Annotated in this window: 13 protein-coding genes, 4 tRNA genes and 1 other RNA gene; 10 read left to right on the top strand and 8 right to left on the bottom strand. The window is 51.8% G+C overall.

Annotation, left to right across the window (positions count from 1 at the left end; genetic code table 11):
* Positions 1-61: 61 nt before the first annotated feature.
* Entirely contained in the window at positions 62-823 is a 762-nt protein-coding gene (gene cysZ, locus C0557_RS17960; RefSeq protein WP_208659976.1) for a sulfate transporter CysZ, read from the bottom strand.
* Between the two features lie 227 nt (positions 824-1050).
* Between cysZ and zipA the strand changes: the two genes are divergently transcribed.
* The 3 genes from zipA (at position 1051) to C0557_RS17945 (ending at position 4360) form a co-directional block, all read left to right on the top strand.
* Complete coding sequence (gene zipA / locus C0557_RS17955; RefSeq protein WP_217273266.1) at positions 1051-2055, top strand: cell division protein ZipA; 1005 nt, start codon at positions 1051-1053, stop codon at positions 2053-2055.
* Positions 2056-2125: 70 nt separating this feature from the next.
* Positions 2126-4144 carry an NAD-dependent DNA ligase LigA gene (ligA, locus tag C0557_RS17950; RefSeq protein WP_208659972.1) on the top strand — a complete coding sequence of 673 codons (2019 nt, stop codon included), beginning with the start codon at positions 2126-2128 and terminating at the stop codon, positions 4142-4144.
* A complete protein-coding gene (locus C0557_RS17945; protein ID WP_007370913.1) occupies positions 4145-4360 on the top strand; it encodes a DUF3820 family protein in 216 nt (71 codons plus the stop codon).
* Here C0557_RS17945 and C0557_RS17940 read toward each other — a convergent pair.
* Positions 4357-5343, bottom strand: coding sequence for a bile acid:sodium symporter family protein (locus C0557_RS17940; RefSeq protein WP_208659970.1), 987 nt, complete (start codon positions 5341-5343; stop codon positions 4357-4359). The genes C0557_RS17945 and C0557_RS17940 overlap by 4 nt on opposite strands.
* Before the next feature lie 89 nt (positions 5344-5432).
* Between C0557_RS17940 and C0557_RS17935 the strand changes: the two genes are divergently transcribed.
* The gene (locus tag C0557_RS17935) at positions 5433-6362 is read left to right on the top strand and encodes a LysR family transcriptional regulator (RefSeq protein WP_208659967.1); all 930 of its coding nucleotides are present in this window, start codon (positions 5433-5435) and stop codon (positions 6360-6362) included.
* Here C0557_RS17935 and C0557_RS17930 read toward each other — a convergent pair.
* The 6 genes from C0557_RS17930 to C0557_RS17905 all read right to left on the bottom strand — a co-directional run bounded on the left by C0557_RS17930 (position 6353) and on the right by C0557_RS17905 (position 7659).
* Positions 6353-6706: a FlxA-like family protein gene (locus C0557_RS17930; protein WP_208659965.1), complete on the bottom strand. Its 354-nt coding sequence runs from the start codon at positions 6704-6706 to the stop codon at positions 6353-6355. The two genes, C0557_RS17935 and C0557_RS17930, sit on opposite strands and share 10 nt — an antisense overlap.
* Before the next feature lie 409 nt (positions 6707-7115).
* Positions 7116-7240: non-coding RNA, RtT sRNA (locus C0557_RS17925), on the bottom strand.
* A 31-nt stretch (positions 7241-7271) separates the two neighbouring features.
* Positions 7272-7347: transfer RNA gene (locus C0557_RS17920), tRNA-Lys, on the bottom strand.
* A gap of 4 nt (positions 7348-7351) precedes the next feature.
* Positions 7352-7427 (bottom strand) — tRNA-Val (locus C0557_RS17915).
* Between the two features lie 40 nt (positions 7428-7467).
* A tRNA-Val gene (locus tag C0557_RS17910) sits at positions 7468-7543 on the bottom strand.
* A gap of 40 nt (positions 7544-7583) precedes the next feature.
* Positions 7584-7659: transfer RNA gene (locus tag C0557_RS17905), tRNA-Val, on the bottom strand.
* Between the two features lie 257 nt (positions 7660-7916).
* On the opposite strand from C0557_RS17905, the gene gltX reads away from it, so the two are divergent.
* From gltX to C0557_RS17875, 6 genes are all read left to right on the top strand, one after another.
* A complete protein-coding gene (gene gltX, locus C0557_RS17900) occupies positions 7917-9332 on the top strand; it encodes a glutamate--tRNA ligase (RefSeq protein ID WP_208659963.1) in 1416 nt (471 codons plus the stop codon).
* A 565-nt stretch (positions 9333-9897) separates the two neighbouring features.
* A complete protein-coding gene (locus C0557_RS17895) occupies positions 9898-10668 on the top strand; it encodes a hypothetical protein (RefSeq protein ID WP_208659961.1) in 771 nt (256 codons plus the stop codon).
* Positions 10669-10704: 36 nt separating this feature from the next.
* Positions 10705-11205, top strand: coding sequence for a CS1 type fimbrial major subunit (locus C0557_RS17890; protein WP_208659959.1), 501 nt, complete (start codon positions 10705-10707; stop codon positions 11203-11205).
* A gap of 173 nt (positions 11206-11378) precedes the next feature.
* Positions 11379-13790 (top strand): TcfC E-set like domain-containing protein, encoded by a 2412-nt coding sequence (locus tag C0557_RS17885; RefSeq protein ID WP_253073736.1) that lies wholly within the window; start codon positions 11379-11381, stop codon positions 13788-13790.
* Positions 13787-15112: a hypothetical protein gene (locus tag C0557_RS17880; protein WP_208659957.1), complete on the top strand. Its 1326-nt coding sequence runs from the start codon at positions 13787-13789 to the stop codon at positions 15110-15112. The genes C0557_RS17885 and C0557_RS17880 overlap by 4 nt, the downstream gene beginning before the upstream one ends.
* Before the next feature lie 109 nt (positions 15113-15221).
* On the top strand, positions 15222-16658 hold the full coding sequence (locus C0557_RS17875; protein WP_208659955.1) for a hypothetical protein: 1437 nt from the start codon (positions 15222-15224) through the stop codon (positions 16656-16658).
* Positions 16659-16734: the final 76 nt, after the last annotated feature.

The raw sequence follows: 16734 nt of genomic DNA, 5'->3' as shown, positions 1-16734 counted from the left end.
ATATCTATATGCTGAGGTGAAATAATGGTTACCAGTATGGAATAAGAAACGGAATAATTCCTCAGCGCCAGGCGGCGTGTTTTTCACGATAGCAATCGACCCACATTGCTGTTGCGCCACACACGGCTACGGGCATTACTACCAGGTTAAGTACAGGGATCATCGTGAATAAGCTGGTCAACGCGCCAAATTGCATATTGATGATTTTGCGTTCACGTAGGGCTACGCGCATCGCTTTGAACGAGACTTTATGGTTATCGAATGGGTAATCGCAGTACTGAATCGCCAGCATCCATGCGCTGAAGAGGAACCATAATACCGGCGCAACGGTTTGCCCGATGCCGGGGATAAAGTAGAGGATCAGCAAAAGAAGTGCGCGCGGCAGATACCAGGCCAGCTTTTGCCATTCGCGCTTCATAATCCGCGGTACATCTTTCAGCACACCAAAAACGCCGATATCCGGCGGCGTCGCACCCGTTAAACGCGCTTCCAACTGTTCGGCGAGCAGGCCGTTAAACGGCGCCGCAATCCAGTTGGCAAGCGTAGAGAAAAAGTAACCAAACACCAGCAAAATGGAGATCACCACGATCGGCCATAACAGATAGCTCAACCACTGAAGCCAGTCGGGCACGTGACTCATTAATGAAGGGATCCAGGCGTCGAGACGGGAAAACAGCCACCAGAAAGCGCCGCCCATCAATACGATATTGACCAGCAATGGCAGAATGACAAAGCGACGAACGCCTGGCAACGTGACCAGTTTCCAGCCCTGGGTAAAATAAAAGAGGCCGCTGCGTGCAGTGCCTCGGGACGATGAAACCATAATCTGGCTATACTCCTTTTCTGATGATCCGCGAACGGCAGCTTATAATATTCATCCGGGCGGCGAAACCAGTTCAGAAATGTTCGAAAAAACAGCAAAAAGCACAATTTAGTTCATCTTTATGCGGTGAAACCCACGAGCACACTTGCACTTGACGTAATCGGCAAATACTCTTAGTGAGTAAATGTTTGCCGTGGTGGCAAGGTGTTAGAACAACAGAGAATATAATGATGCAGGATTTGCGTCTGATATTAATCATTGTTGGCGCGATCGCCATAATCGCTTTACTGGTTCACGGTTTCTGGACCAGCCGTAAAGAACGTTCATCAATGTTCCGCGATCGCCCATTAAAACGCATGAAGTCGCGACGTGACGACGAGTTGGATGACGAGGATGTCGATGACGACGAAGGCGTGGGTGAAGTTCGCGTTCACAAAGTGAATCACGCGCCGAGATCGGGTAACGAGCAGGATGCGCCGCGTCAGTCTCCGCAACATCAATATCAGCCGCCTTATGCGTCGGCGCAGCCGCGCCCGTCTGCACCGGTTCAACCCGAAGAGCCACCGCACCAGGCACCGCAATCCAGGAATCAGCCGCAGCAGCATCAGCCAGAGCGTCCGCAAGCGCAGGTACCGGCGTTTGAGCAACAGCCTGTTCGCCCAACCGCGCAGCCAGTAGCACCGCAGCAGCACGCACCGCAGTATCAAGCGCCGCAGCAACCTCATCATCAGCCACAGCCGCAGGTTCATGAACCTGCGCCGCAGCCAGAGCCGGAACCGGTTATCGAAACGCCGCAGGAAAAACCGCAGCGCAAAGAAACCGTCATTATCATGAACGTCGCGGCACACCATGGCAGCACGCTCAACGGCGAAGTGCTGCTGAACAGTATTTTGCAGGCCGGGTTTAAATTTGGCGATATGAGTATTTTCCATCGTCATCTCAGCCCGGACGGCAGCGGCCCGGCGCTCTTCAGCCTGGCCAACATGGTTAACCCGGGAACGTTTGATGTTGAAACGATGGGCGAGATGACCACACCTGGCGTCACGATCTTTATGCAGGTGCCATCCTACGGTGACGAATTGCAAAACTTCAAACTGATGCTGCAGTCCGCGCAACATATTGCCGACGAAGTGGGCGGTGTGGTGCTTGACGATCAACGCCGGATGATGACGCCGCAGAAATTGCGTGAATACCAGGATCGTATTCGCGAGGTTAAAGACGCCAACGCGTAATGGATTGACCACGAATATCCCACTCCAGAACCCCCGCCTGTCGGGGGTTTTTTATCATTGATGGTGCGACATGGAATCGATTGAACAACAACTAACAGAGCTGCGAACGACGCTTCGCCATCATGAATATCTGTACCACGTTATGGACGCGCCGGAAGTTCCGGACGCCGAGTACGATCGCCTGATGCGTGAACTGCGCGAGCTTGAAGCGCAACACCCGGAGCTGATTACGCCCGATTCGCCCACTCAGCGCGTAGGCGCGGCGCCGCTGACCGCCTTCAGCCAGGTTCGACACGAAGTGCCAATGCTGTCACTGGATAACGTCTTCGACGAGGAGAGCTTCCTCGCCTTTAACAAACGCGTACAGGATCGGCTGAAAAGCACCGATGCGTTGACCTACTGCTGCGAGTTAAAACTCGATGGTCTGGCGGTGAGTATTCTCTATGAGAATGGCGTGCTGATCCGCGCGGCAACGCGTGGCGACGGGACAACCGGTGAAGACATTACCAGCAACGTGCGCACTATCCGCGCGATCCCACTGAAACTGCATGGCGACAATATTCCCGCCCGCCTTGAAGTGCGCGGCGAAGTCTTTTTGCCGCAGTCGGGTTTTGAAAAGATCAACGAAGAGGCGCGTCGTACCGGTGCGAAAGTGTTCGCCAACCCGCGCAACGCAGCGGCGGGGTCGTTACGCCAGCTCGATCCGCGTATTACGGCGAAACGCCCGCTCACTTTCTTCTGTTATGGTGTCGGCATCCTTGAAGGCGGCGAGCTACCGCGTAGCCATATGGGGCGCTTGCAGCAGTTCAAAGCCTGGGGGTTGCCGGTAAGTGAGCGCATACGTCTTTGTGATTCGCCGGAAGCGGTGCTGGCGTTCTACCATCAGGTGGAAAACGATCGTCCGACGCTGGGCTTCGACATTGACGGCGTGGTGATTAAAGTTGATTCGCTGGAGTTGCAGGAGCAACTGGGTTTTGTCGCGCGCGCACCGCGCTGGGCGGTAGCGTTCAAATTCCCGGCGCAGGAGCAGATGACCTTCGTTCGCGACGTCGAATTTCAGGTTGGCCGCACCGGGGCCATCACGCCAGTTGCCCGGCTGGAGCCAGTACACGTTGCTGGCGTGCTGGTGAGTAATGCCACGCTGCACAATGCTGATGAAATCGATCGGTTGGGGTTGCGTATTGGCGATAAAGTGGTGATTCGCCGCGCCGGTGACGTGATCCCGCAGGTGGTCAACGTGGTGCTCGCCGAGCGCCCGGAGGAGACGCGCGAAGTGATTTTCCCGCAACATTGCCCGGTATGTGGCTCTGATGTGGAGCGTGTTGAAGGCGAAGCCGTCGCCCGCTGTACCGGCGGCTTAATTTGCGGCGCGCAGCGCAAAGAAGCGCTTAAACATTTTGTCTCCCGCCGCGCGATGGACGTGGACGGCATGGGCGATAAAATCATCGACCAGCTGGTAGAGAAAGAGTATGTCCAGACACCTGCGGATCTGTTCCGTCTGACGGCGGGCAAGCTGACCGGTCTGGATCGCATGGGGCCAAAATCGGCGCAAAACATCATTACTGCGCTGGAAAACGCCAAAGAGACGACGTTTGCCCGGTTCCTTTATGCGCTGGGGATCCGCGAAGTAGGCGAGGCCACGGCAGCAGGGCTGGCGGCGTATTTTGGTACGCTGGATGCGCTGATGACGGCATCGGTGGATGAGCTACAAAAAGTACCCGATGTCGGCGTTGTGGTCGCGAAGCACGTGAACAACTTCTTCAATGAAGAGAGTAACCGTGAGGTGATCGCGCAATTGGTGGGCGAAGTGGGTATTCACTGGCCTGCGCCATTAGTGGTCAATGCTGAAGAGATCGACAGCCCGTTTGCCGGTAAAACGGTGGTGCTGACCGGTAGCCTTAGCCAGCTTTCGCGCGATGATGCCAAAGCACGTCTGACGGCGCTGGGTGCCAAAGTGGCTGGTAGCGTGTCGAAAAAAACCGATCTGGTGATCGCCGGGGAAGCGGCAGGTTCAAAACTGGCAAAAGCGCAGGAACTGGGGATCGCTGTGATTGATGAAGCGGAGATGATCCGGCTGCTGGGGGAATAAATGGAAAAAGAACAGCTCGTCGATATCGCCAACACCGTGATGCCCTTTGGTAAATACCAGGGGCGACGGCTGATTGATTTGCCGGAAGAGTATTTGCTGTGGTTCGCCCGGAAAGATGAGTTTCCTGCCGGGCGGCTGGGGGAGTTGATGCAGATTACCCTGCTTATCAAAACCGAGGGGCTGAGCCATCTGGTGCAGCCCCTGAAGCGCGGCTAGACTTTTGCCGCTTCCTGCGCCTGCTGCTCCGCCTGACGTTTGTAGCGGCGGGCCAGCACGGCGCAAACCATCAGTTGGATCTGGTGGAAGATCATCAGTGGCAGCACCATCATGCCAATCACTGAAGTCGGGAAGAGAATGTTCGCCATCGGGATACCATTGGCGAGGCTCTTCTTCGAACCGCAGAACACAATGGTAATTTCATCCGCTTTGTTAAAGCCGCACTTCCGCGCCACTACGATGTTCACCGTGATGACAATCGCCAGCAGTACGAGACTTGCGGCCACGATAAACAGCAGAGAACCGACGCCCACTTTATGCCAGATCCCGTTCACCACTGCTTCGCTGAACGCGGAGTAAACCACCAGCAGAATCGACGTCTGGTCGGTTTTTGAAATCCATTTTTTATGTTTCGCCACAAATGCGCCGGTCCACGGACGCGACAGGTGACCAAGCACAAACGGCAGCAGCAATTGCAGCATGATCTTGCCCACTTGTTCGAGGCTGCCTCCGGCGCCGTGCAGATTCATCAGCAAGCCGACCAGCAACGGCGAGAGGAAGATCCCCAGCAGGCTGGAGGCCGATGCAGAACACACGGCAGCAGCAACATTACCGCCCGCCAGTGAGGTAAAGGCAATCGCCGACTGCACTGTAGCAGGCAAAATGCACAGATAGAGGAAGCCGGTATACAGTTCCTGGCTGACATTCACTGGCGACCACCAGACAAACAGTACGCCAAGCGCCGGGAAAAGCACAAAGGTGCTGCACATCACCCACAGATGCAAACGCCAGTGGCCGCCGCCCGCAATGATCGCTTCGCGTGAAAGTTTCGCGCCATGCATAAAAAACAGCAGCGCAATGGCGGCGGTGGTTAGCCCTTCAAAGAAAGGGACAAAACCGCCGCGCGCGGGAAAAAAAGAGGCCAGCAGAACGGTACACACCAGCGTGAGGGTAAAAGGGTCAAGGATTCGAAAAAGTTTCATGTGCACTCCTGAAAGTCGATGCCGCTATTGTGCTTTTTCTCCTTTGAGAAATAAAATTGATTTATTGCATCCATTCATGAATTAAACAGATGAATTACTCGTTACGTCAGCTACGCGTTTTTGTCACCGTCGCGCAGGCCAAAAGTTTTAGCCGGGCAGGGGACATCATTGGCCTGAGCCAGTCTGCCGTCAGCCACAGTGTGAAAGCGCTGGAGTTGCAAACCGGCGTGCGTCTTCTCGATCGCACCACCCGTGAAGTGGTGCTGACTGAAGCGGGCCAGCAACTGGCTTTGCGACTGGAACGCTTATTAGATGAGCTTAGCAGCACGCTGCGCGAAGCCGGGCGTGTCGGCCAGCAATTGACCGGTACCGTACGCGTGGCCGCCAGCCAGACCATTTCCGCGCACCTGATCCCGCAATGCATCGCCAGCAGTAATCAGCGCTACCCGGAGATCGATTTTGTGCTGCATGACAGGCCGCAACAGTGGGTGCTGGAGAGCATTCGTCAAGGGGAAGTGGATTTTGGCATTGTGATCGATCCCGGTCCGGTGAGCGATTTTCAGAGTGAAGAGATCCTGGAAGAACCCTTCTTTCTGCTCTGCCGCAACGATCATCCATGGGCACAGCTTGCGGCTGTTCCCTGGTCCGCGCTTGATGGCGCACGTCTGGTGGTACAGGATTATGCTTCAGGTAGCCGACCGTTAATTGACGCGGCGTTACAGCATTTTTCCCTACAAACCGCGATTGTTCAGGAGATTGGTCATCCGGCGACGCTGTTTCCGATGGTGGAAGCGGGGATTGGTATCAGCATTTTACCAGCGCTGGCATTGCCATTGCCGCAGGGAAGCCAGCTTGCGGTGAAAAGGCTGGTGCCGGGGATGCAGCGAAAAATTATGCTGGTGCGGCGGAAGAACCGTTCGTTGTCGGGGGCAGCGCAGGCTTTGTGGGAAGTGGTAAAAGAACAGGCCCGGTGTTTAAACCGGACCCGTGAGGACGATCCGCTATTTACTCAGACGTAAATATCGATCGAATGCTCGTCAGAAGGGTTATTCACACCTTCTACTTTTGCTTGCGGCTGCTGCTGAGTTTGCTTCTGTTCCGCTTCTTCAGCCTGCTTGCGCTGTAATTGCTGTAACTGCGCTTGCAGTAACTGGATTTGCGCCTGCAACTGCTCTTGCTGTTTTTGTTTCTCTTCTGTCGTGCCGTCGCCGTTAGCCACTTCTTTCAGCTGCTGCGTCAGGCTGCTGATCTGCTGCGTAATGCGGCTGATCTGTGCGGAGACGCTGTTGCTGGACGACGATGAGCTGCCGCTACTGCTACTGCTGGTCTGTATTGATGACGTTGTTACTGAGATTGTTGTCATATTTCCCCCCTTTGCCATTAAACATCATTACTGGCGTAATCAAATTTTCTGCAATTGCGCTCAAGGCATGACCGCAACGAGGGCATCATATCCAGATATTAAGGATAAATTATGGATAAAAGTTTCCATGTTTACGCATTGAAAAATAAATGGTTTTATTGTTTTTGCTGTTTCAAATAGGTCGGTTTTTAACGTTGATTTAAGTGAAATGTGAAGAGATATATCTGGTACAAAAGGCAATTATACCCCGGGAAAAAATTTGCTTTTTTTCGCGCGGGTGAGGAAGGAAGCTGCCGTCGGCAATATTGTCGAGCCGGATAGGGTTCCGAAAGAACTGCCTGCTGGCGCTGTGCTTAGCTGGCCGCGGATCGCAGAAAGCAAAAAAGCGCCGCCAGCGCCATTTTTACATTGGTGGGTCGTGCAGGATGACTCGCTTCGCTCGCCCTTCGGGCCGTCGCCGCAAGCGGCTCCGTTGTCTCACTGCGTTCGACCCGAACCTGCCGCAGGTCCGAATCTTCTCTAATCGCAGAAAGCAAAAAAGCGCCTTTAGGGCGCTTTTTTACATTGGTGGGTCGTGCAGGATTCGAACCTGCGACCAATTGATTAAAAGTCAACTGCTCTACCAACTGAGCTAACGACCCGAAGTGGTGGGTGATGACGGGATCGAACCGCCGACCCCCTCCTTGTAAGGGAGGTGCTCTCCCAGCTGAGCTAATCACCCACTTCGGTACTTCACTGATAAGAATTCGCTGGCGAGAAAGTGGTGGGTGATGACGGGATCGAACCGCCGACCCCCTCCTTGTAAGGGAGGTGCTCTCCCAGCTGAGCTAATCACCCACTTCTCATTCTTATCTACACTGCGGGAACCACAAAATTGTGGTGGGTGATGACGGGATCGAACCGCCGACCCCCTCCTTGTAAGGGAGGTGCTCTCCCAGCTGAGCTAATCACCCCCGCTGTGTGGAGTCGCATTATAGGGAGAGTTGAAAATGAGTCAACGCATTTTCTAAATAAATTGTTCGTTCGTCGTAAAATTAAACAAACCGCTGCGTAATACGTCGCGAGAGCATGATTTCTAAACAAAAGAGCGCGATACACCGCTCAATGAGGCAACAACATTGAGGAATCAGCCCACAGTGATAGAATATCGCCCACTCTTTTTTAAGCTATTGCCGACGGTCGGCATCTTTAATAAACGTAAGGCCAATTCATGAAAATCAAAACTCGCTTCGCGCCAAGCCCCACTGGCTATCTGCACGTTGGCGGCGCGCGTACTGCTCTCTACTCCTGGCTGTTTGCCCGTAACCACGGCGGTGAGTTTGTGCTGCGTATTGAAGACACCGATCTTGAGCGCTCCACGCCGGAAGCAATCGAAGCCATCATGGATGGTATGAACTGGCTGAACCTTGAATGGGATGAAGGCCCGTATTTCCAGACCAAACGCTTTGATCGCTACAACGCGGTGATCGATGAAATGCTCGAAGCGGGCACGGCATATAAATGCTATTGCTCGAAAGAGCGTCTGGAGCAACTGCGCGAAACGCAGATGGCGAACGGTGAAAAACCGCGCTATGACGGCCGCTGCCGCCACGATCATGCGCATCATGCCGCTGACGAACCTTGCGTTGTGCGCTTCGCCAACCCGCAGGATGGCTCTGTGGTGTTTGACGATCAGATCCGTGGCCCGATCGAGTTCAGCAACCTTGAGCTCGACGATCTGATCATTCGCCGTACTGATGGTTCTCCGACCTACAACTTCTGCGTTGTGGTTGATGACTGGGATATGGAAATCACGCACGTCATTCGTGGTGAAGATCATATCAACAACACGCCGCGCCAGATCAACATTCTGAAAGCGCTGAATGCGCCGGTTCCGGTCTACGCGCACGTTTCCATGATCAACGGCGACGACGGCAAAAAACTCTCTAAACGCCACGGCGCGGTCAGTGTGATGCAATACCGTGATGACGGTTATCTGCCGGAAGCGCTGCTGAACTATCTGGTGCGTCTGGGGTGGTCGAGTGGCGATCAGGAGATCTTCACCCGTGAAGAGATGATCAAACTCTTCTCGCTTGGCGCGGTGAGCAAATCAGCAAGCGCTTTCAATACCGATAAACTGCTGTGGCTGAACCACCACTACATTAATACGCTGGATCCGCAGTATGTGGCGACGCACCTGCAATGGCATATCGAGCAGGAAAAAATCGACACGCGTACCGGGCCGCAGTTATTCGAGCTGGTGAAACTGCTTGGCGAACGTTGTAAAACGCTGAAAGAGATGGCCACAAGCTGCCGTTATTTCTATGAAGAGTTTGACGAGTTTGACGCTGACGCGGCGAAAAAACACCTGCGTCCGGTGGCTCGCCAGCCGCTGGAAGTGGTGCGCGATAAACTCGCAGCAATTACCGACTGGAGCGCGGAAAATGTGCACCATGCTATTCAGGCAACGGCTGATGAGCTGGAAGTCGGGATGGGCAAAGTGGGTATGCCGTTGCGCGTTGCCGTTACCGGTGCGGGTCAGTCTCCGGCACTGGACGTTACCGTTCATGCGATTGGCCAGGCCCGCAGCATTGCGCGAATCAACAAAGCGCTGGGTTTTATTGCTGAACGCGAAAGCCAGCAGTAATTCCGTTCTGGCTTAATGCCAGCCGCTGTGAAATGAACCCCGACGCTGTTCTCCAGCCGTCGGGGTTTTTCGTTTATAGCACCAGCAAAAACAGGTATCCGCTTTACGCGGTAATCAGTTGTGGCTATCACGCACGCTGAAATAGCGCGCTCTTAATCCGCAACCGCGCCGACAGAATAAAAATATGAATTATCCTGGTTCCCTTCTGAAATTCTCAAGTAACGGTTTGCGTTAATAACGTAGAAATTTATCATGCTCTGGTGATTATATTTAAAGGACTCTTGTGTTAAGAATTATCATATTTCAATTAATCCCCGACAGGCGCCGCTGAAAATGATTTAAGATTATTTACTTTAGGGGTTGGTGGATTTTGTTTTAGTCTTATTTTCCATTCTCGGCATATTTATACCAATGGTTTTTTATCTTCCTGAAAATAAATGCTTAAGCTCTTAATTAAGTTTTTTTAAGTCTTTTTTATGTGACTATCGGATATCGGTAAATTAAACTTTAATAAGTAATAAGCACCCTCTATTTTGTGTAATTGATTATTCCCGGGATGACACCAATGCGAATTTCTTCCATGAGCGGTAGTGTGGCTTTATTTGCCATGCTTTACGTTGGACTAGTGAATACCAGCCTGGCGGGGCCAGCTATTAATGTTGGTGCGTTAAATGAATATATTTCTGCGCAGAAAAATACGCTGGCAAAACGGATATATAATACTGGCGATGCGACCGCATTTGTCCGGGTCAGTGTCAGCGAAATTATTTATGATAAAAACAGCGGCACAGCCACTGAACATCCTCTTGATGAAAATGCACTGATCAGCGGGAAAGGCACCGGTATCATTTCATCACCGCCGCGTTTGATTATTCCGGCCAACGGTATGCAAACAAATCGGCTGGTGTTTACCGGCTCGCGCGATAAAGAAAGGTATTACCGGGTACGTTATATTCCGGTGGTGCCAAGCAAAACGGAAGGATTTGGTCTCGATAATAAAGATATGCAAGCCTATCAGGACCAAATCAATGCCGGTGTCACCGTCTTAACGGGCTTTGGCACGATAGTTACTGTTCAACCGGAAACGACAAAATTTAATACTCTGGTGGCGAGCAGTAATAACAAACTTTCTGTTTCTAATAATGGCAATGCCTCGGTTGTCATCAGCGGTATTAAGAGCTGTGACAGGAGTCTAAAAAACTGCGGTTCACCTGTTAATGTCCAGCTACGTCCGGGCAGCAAACTTGAACGGACGGCTGAGGAAAATAAAGTCTGGCTCTACAGTCTGACTGAAGGGAGTCAGAAAAAAAATCTTTCAACGGGGAGCTCCTCGTAACTACGTCGCTAATGACATTATTTAATGGAGATAAAGATGAAATCGACAAATAAACTAGCACTCGCCGCTCTGCTGGCGGCAACATTTGGCGCCAGCGCCGCTTCACCGACAATTGATTTTAACGTTGAAGCTACGATTCCGGACAATGATTTCTATATCACGCCGGTAAATGGCTGGGATACACAAACGCAGAAAATGAGCTGGAATGAAGGTGGTCAGTCACTTAATCCTTTCTCACAGCAACTGCAAATGAAAAATACCGGCGGCAATATTAAAGCTTATTTAAGCAGCACGCCGGTACTGACGACAGCGAATGGCACAGATGCCATTAATCTGGATGTCAGAATTGCCGGTAAAACATTAACCACGAATTCCACCACTGCCGTTGAGCTTTACAACGATTCTGAAGCGGCAACGGAAAAAACGGCAACTGTCGAAGTGAGTCAGCAGGGCACGTCGGGTTCCCGTCCGGCTGGCGGGAACTATATTGGCGCCGTCACGATGATCTTCGATACCGACGGAACACCGAACCCTTAATTTTCGCTATCGACGTAAAGTCATTGCATTGAGGAGAGTCTTACTCTCCTCCTTTCTTCTGCTGTATCGCTGCTTCTTATTGTGAAAAAACTATGTCTCACTTTCGCCTTATTATGGGTTCGCTGTTGCTCTGTGTCGGGAGCGGTGCAGCCAATGCTCGTACAGAGTCTTTAATGAGCCAGACTGCACTTATGCCTGAAGATTTCAAAGCGCATTTCTTCAATTCCCCGTTGTCCGCCAAAGTGACGCTAAATGGTAAAAAACTGGGTGATGCGATGATAGTGCTGACGGAAGATAATCAGACCCGCATTGTTCAGTTTACCGATGTCAGCGACAGCGAATATACAGAAGAAGATCGCCAGCGATGGTTACAGGCGTTTTCAACGCTGGTTCCGCTGGGGGAGTGTACCCGCAACTGCCCGGATGGGCTGATGGCGGTGGAATACAGTTTAAGTGATGCAAGTCTTGCCTTACTGACACCTGCAGCAATGGCTGGCAATGATCTCTGGTACAGCCTGCCAGAAGGTGGCGACTCCGGCATCATTTTGAATAACCAGTTTAATGCCAGCGGCAGTGAAGAGCAGTCGACACTGAGCTGGAACGGCGGGCTGGATGCTGCGATAGGCAACTGGTCGCTGAGCAGCCAGTTTCAGCAGGATCAAAGCCGCGCGCAAGGGCAGGATATGCTGTCGCGCCACGCCATTACCTCGTTGTATGCCCAGCGTGAATATGAGCAAAACTTTCTTCGCGCGGGTCTGTTTATGCCCGACAGCCAGGGGCTATTACGCCAGCCTTATCTGCCCGGGGGCGGGATCAGCACCCTTGCGGGAGTGATGGTCGGTAGTAGCGATACGCGAATGAAAGAGGGCGGCACGCCTTCGCTCTATCCGGTCTATGTCACGGCAAACCGGGAAGGCGTGGCGGAGATTTATCGCAACGGTTCTCTGATCAACTCCCAACCGGTGGTACCAGGCTTGCAGGTGCTGGATACCACTTCATTACCGATGGGCATCTATGAAGTTGAAATCCGGGTGCTGGAAGACGGTAAAGAAACCAGCCGTACCACAGAGACCATCAATAAACCCTATTCATGGCGCAACCCCGACCAGCGCCTGCGCTATAACCTCTTTTTCGGCCAGCAGCGAACGTTGTGGAACAGCGATCCGGATTCACAAAATGGCGATCCGGCGGCGGGTGCCAGCCTCAGCTATCTGCTTTACCCGCGCCTGACGCTGGGAATGGCAGTACAGAAAACCGGCGATGAACGCCAGGCTGGCGGTTCCATTGACTGGCAACTGGCCGATGCACTGCAACTTTATGGCAACTTGTGGCGCAGCAACGTAACCGGATATGGTTTTGACACGCAGGCCATCTGGACCCACAAACAGGGTAATGTTGCGTTAAGCCACAGCCGTAGCTGGTATCGCCAGGACGATGAGCTGTATCAATATGACAGCCGTCCTTCACAACAAAACACCACTTCGTTTTCCAGCACGTGGCGTTTTAGCGGCATTAATAGCATCACCGGGCGTCTCAGCCACAGCAGCCGCAACAGTGGCGTTGGCGTCGATATTGGCTTTAACACCCAAACGATGATCGGTAAAACGGCGGTTAACTGGCGCGTTGCCGGGTTCGACAGACCCTATGGTGATGGCAGTAGCCTGCGTAACCGGGGTGTTAGCCTGAGCGCCAGCTTCTCGCTGGGCAGCGAGAGCCGCAGCGGCAATATCAGCCTCGGCAGCCGTACTGATTCGCAAGGAGAACGCGATTTCTATACCTTGGCGTCGGTCAATCAGCAGTGGGGAGAAAACAGTCCGATTCGCTCGACGGTGGCCACGCTGACGGGCGATCGTCATGGCGTAGGCGTCAGTGCCTCCAACCAGTTTGATACGGCGCTGGCGCAGGGCAGCTTCTGGGGACAAAGCTCCACGCAGGATAGCCGCCTTTCCGGCGGTATTAATACCGGCAGCCTGATTGCCTTCGGTAAGGGCGAGCTGGCGATGTCCAAACTGCCTTCTTACAACCAGGGCGGTGGAGTGATTGTTAATGTGGATTCGGACGATCAAAACGCGCAGTTGCTGGCGTTCTATCCCGGCGGGCAAAAAACGCTGTCGGCCGGGCGCAACTTTATTCCGGTTGATGCCTGGAAGCCGGGCACCATTCAGCTCGATTTTGCCGGTACGGATGCGCCAGCGCTGAAGATTGAGCCGGAATACCTCTCTTACCAGCATATCCGCGGCGGCGTGAATGCTTATAACGTCCGGGTGATGAAAACGGTCACGGTCATGGGCCGTCTCGTCAACAGCAAAGGTGAAGCACTTGGCGGCGCAAATGTCGTCAACCATGCCAGCAGAACGATGAGTGAGTCCGACGGTTTATTCACCCTGGAAATGCAAAAAAATATTCCGGTGCTGAATATCGAACAGCGTTCCGGCGCGTCCTGCGAAATTAAGCTCGATCCGAATGTACCGCATAGCACTCAGGACGATGTGTGGTTTGTTGGCAATCTGGTGTGCGATGGTCTGACGCAAGCGGCACAGACAGAAATGAAATCCAGCGATGAGACAGGAAAAATAAAAACATGAAACGGAATGCACTTAATCAAAAGGGTGAAAATGATGGCCGCCTGCAAAGCGATATAAAAAAAAACCTGCTTTATCGCATGAGCATCTTTTTATGCCGATTAATTGGGATGAAGAGTATTGCGCTTTGCTGTTTATTATTTACATTCGTGGTTCACGCTGCATCGATAGATATCACCGCAGAATTTGCGGCAGACATCAGCAAGCCTCAACATAATCAATTTGTTAATACCACACCGGTGAGCGGGTTTTGTGCTGAATATCCAGCTCAGTGTGCCTCAAACGGGGATTTTAATGCCGTATTTAGTGTCATTGTGCCCGGTTTAACGGCTGAAAGAGATCTGATAACTGACTCAGCCTATCCAACGTTTATGACGCATCACCCCTCATTAACACTTGATGCTACGCCAAGGGCCGTTGAATTGATCGATCCTGCGACGGGGCGCCGTATAAGTGCGAATTTCCGCCTTGTCGTTGTGGGTATGACTTTTACGCGCCTGACTGGTAATGAAGATTTGGGACGGGCGATAGCGAATTCAGGTCCCCCTGTTTGGGCGTACTGTGGATATGAAACTGCTGATATTAGTGATCGTATAGGTAAACTCGCCTGGAGTATTAATGGCGATCACAAAATGAATTGTTACGCCCAACTGGATAGTATTTACGAATTTACCGGATCGGTGGCAATAAGTGATGTCAGTATTGGTTATATGCTTGATCTTCCGGATCCTCTGAATGTATATGGCGGAAACTATGAGGGAGAAGTTATCTATTCCATTGGTGATGGCGGAGATGTTGATTTCCACGGGAGAAATAATTCAGACAGTGAGATTCGGTTTCATATAACCGCGACGGTAAAACATGCGTTTAATATTTTCTTTCCTGGGGGAAGTAATAACCTCAATGTCAAGCTTGATGCCCAGGGGAGTTGGAATCAGTGGGTTAATGGCGGGCGCGCTCCGGATTCACTCGCTAAAGATGTACCGTTTCTTCTGACGTCATCAACGCCTTTCGTGGTGAAAATGTCGTGCGGGATTGACGGCGGCAATCAGAATTGTGGCTTAGCGAATGGCAACGAGAAGGTGCCGTTGGAAGTGTCGCTGTCACTGCCGGGTTTTACCAGCAACGGCGCGGGGGTGAATAATTTGCGGCTGACTACAGCGGCAAACGGGGTGGCGATTGATCCACCAGGTACTTTTCTTATCGACCAACACTCGTACGTTAATTTTCGCGTTCTCCGGCCAGAAGTAGAAACAATGGTCAAATCGCCAGGCTCAACATGGAATGGTTTGGTAACGCTGATATTTGATACCCAGACGCAGTGAACATTTCCCGGCGTCAATGCATCGGTACGTAATCTAATTTTAGCAGGCGTGGTATTTCACCACGCCGAAATATAAGGACGTAATAACAACATTACGGCAAGGGAAATGCATGAGTGAATTCGTTAATAATAAAGAATTGTGTTCCGATAGTTATATTAAAATTGACCCTATAAAATATATCACGAAACTGCGAAACTGCGAAACTGCGAAACTGCGAAACTGCGAAACTGCGAAACTGCGAAACTGCGAAACTGCGAAACTGCGAAACTGCGAAACTGCGAAACTGCGAAACTGCGAAACTGCGAAACTGCGAAACTGCGAAACTATAAAGTTTTTGCAATGGGCTATTATCCTCTTATTATTACCACTCTCTTTCTTGTTGCAGGCTGCCGCGATCGATATCACCACGGATTTCGCTGCAAATATCAGTCAGCCGCATAAAAATCAATTTACCAATACCACGCCAGTTTCTGGATTTTGTGTTTCCTATTCAAATTATTGTGCCAGTAATGAATTCAGTATTGTTATCCCGGGCCTGGAGGCAAATAAATATCTTGATACATCCTCTACCGATCTCGAACAAAATCATACCTCTATTACCGTTGACGGTACTCCGCGCACGCTAACTCTGACCGATCCTGCGACGGGGAATACCATCACCGTTGTATTCCGTATTGCCTTTTTTGGTATGGTCTTTAATCGGGTTAATGCGAATAGCGGTAGCTTGTATCTTGTCATGACCTCAACCGGCCTTTATCCGTCCGGCGGCTGTTCTGGTCGTACCGGCGTGGGGACGGCCACCGGTTCGAGTTATTCGTTTGGCTGGGGGATCCCAGAAAGAAAGGTGACCTGTTACAGAAAACTCCAGTCGCAAAATGGGTCATTTCAGGGCGATGTTCGTATTAATAATTTCAGCCTGGGTTATACCCTGATCACGCCCAATCCTTTAGACGTCTATGGCGGGAATTATGAAGGTGAACTGGTCTATCACGTCGGTGCAAACGGCGATATTGATTTCAATGCGCAAAGCACATCGGACGATGAAATCCGCATTCTGTTAAAAGCCACGGTGAAGCACGAGTTCAATCTTAAATTCCCGACAGGCGGCAGCAGTGAAAATGTCATACTCGGCGCACAGGGCGGCTGGGAGCAGTGGATTAACGGTGGCCAGATACCGAAGTCATTAAGTAAAGAGGTGCCTTTTTCACTCTTTTCATCGACGAAGTTTACCGTGGCAATGCAGTGCGAGCATGATGGCGGCAACCAGAACTGTGGCCTGAAGAACACTCAGAACAGTGATACGGTGCCGGTAGAAGTCATGATGACAATGCCGGGTTTCAAAAGTAACGGCGTGGACGTAAAAAACATGCGCATGACGAGCGTAGCAAATGGGCTGGCGATCGACTCTCCGGATGCATTTATTGTTGACCGGCGCTCGCATGTTGATTTCCGCGTGCTCAGGCCTGCGGTGGAAACCATGGTGAAAGCGCCAGGTTCAACATGGAAAGGCGGGGTAACGCTGATATTTGATACGCAAACACAGTAAAGCGACCCAAAAAGAAATCCCCGCGCATTGTCGCCAACGAGCGGGGGATTTCGCCTTTACCGGGGTGGTTTCAGGA

Source organism: Kosakonia sp. MUSA4, from assembly GCF_013085925.1.
GTDB lineage: Bacteria > Pseudomonadota > Gammaproteobacteria > Enterobacterales > Enterobacteriaceae > Kosakonia > Kosakonia sacchari_B.
The sequence above is the reverse complement of the archived record's forward strand: the minus strand, read 5'-3'. Positions and strand labels throughout refer to the sequence as shown.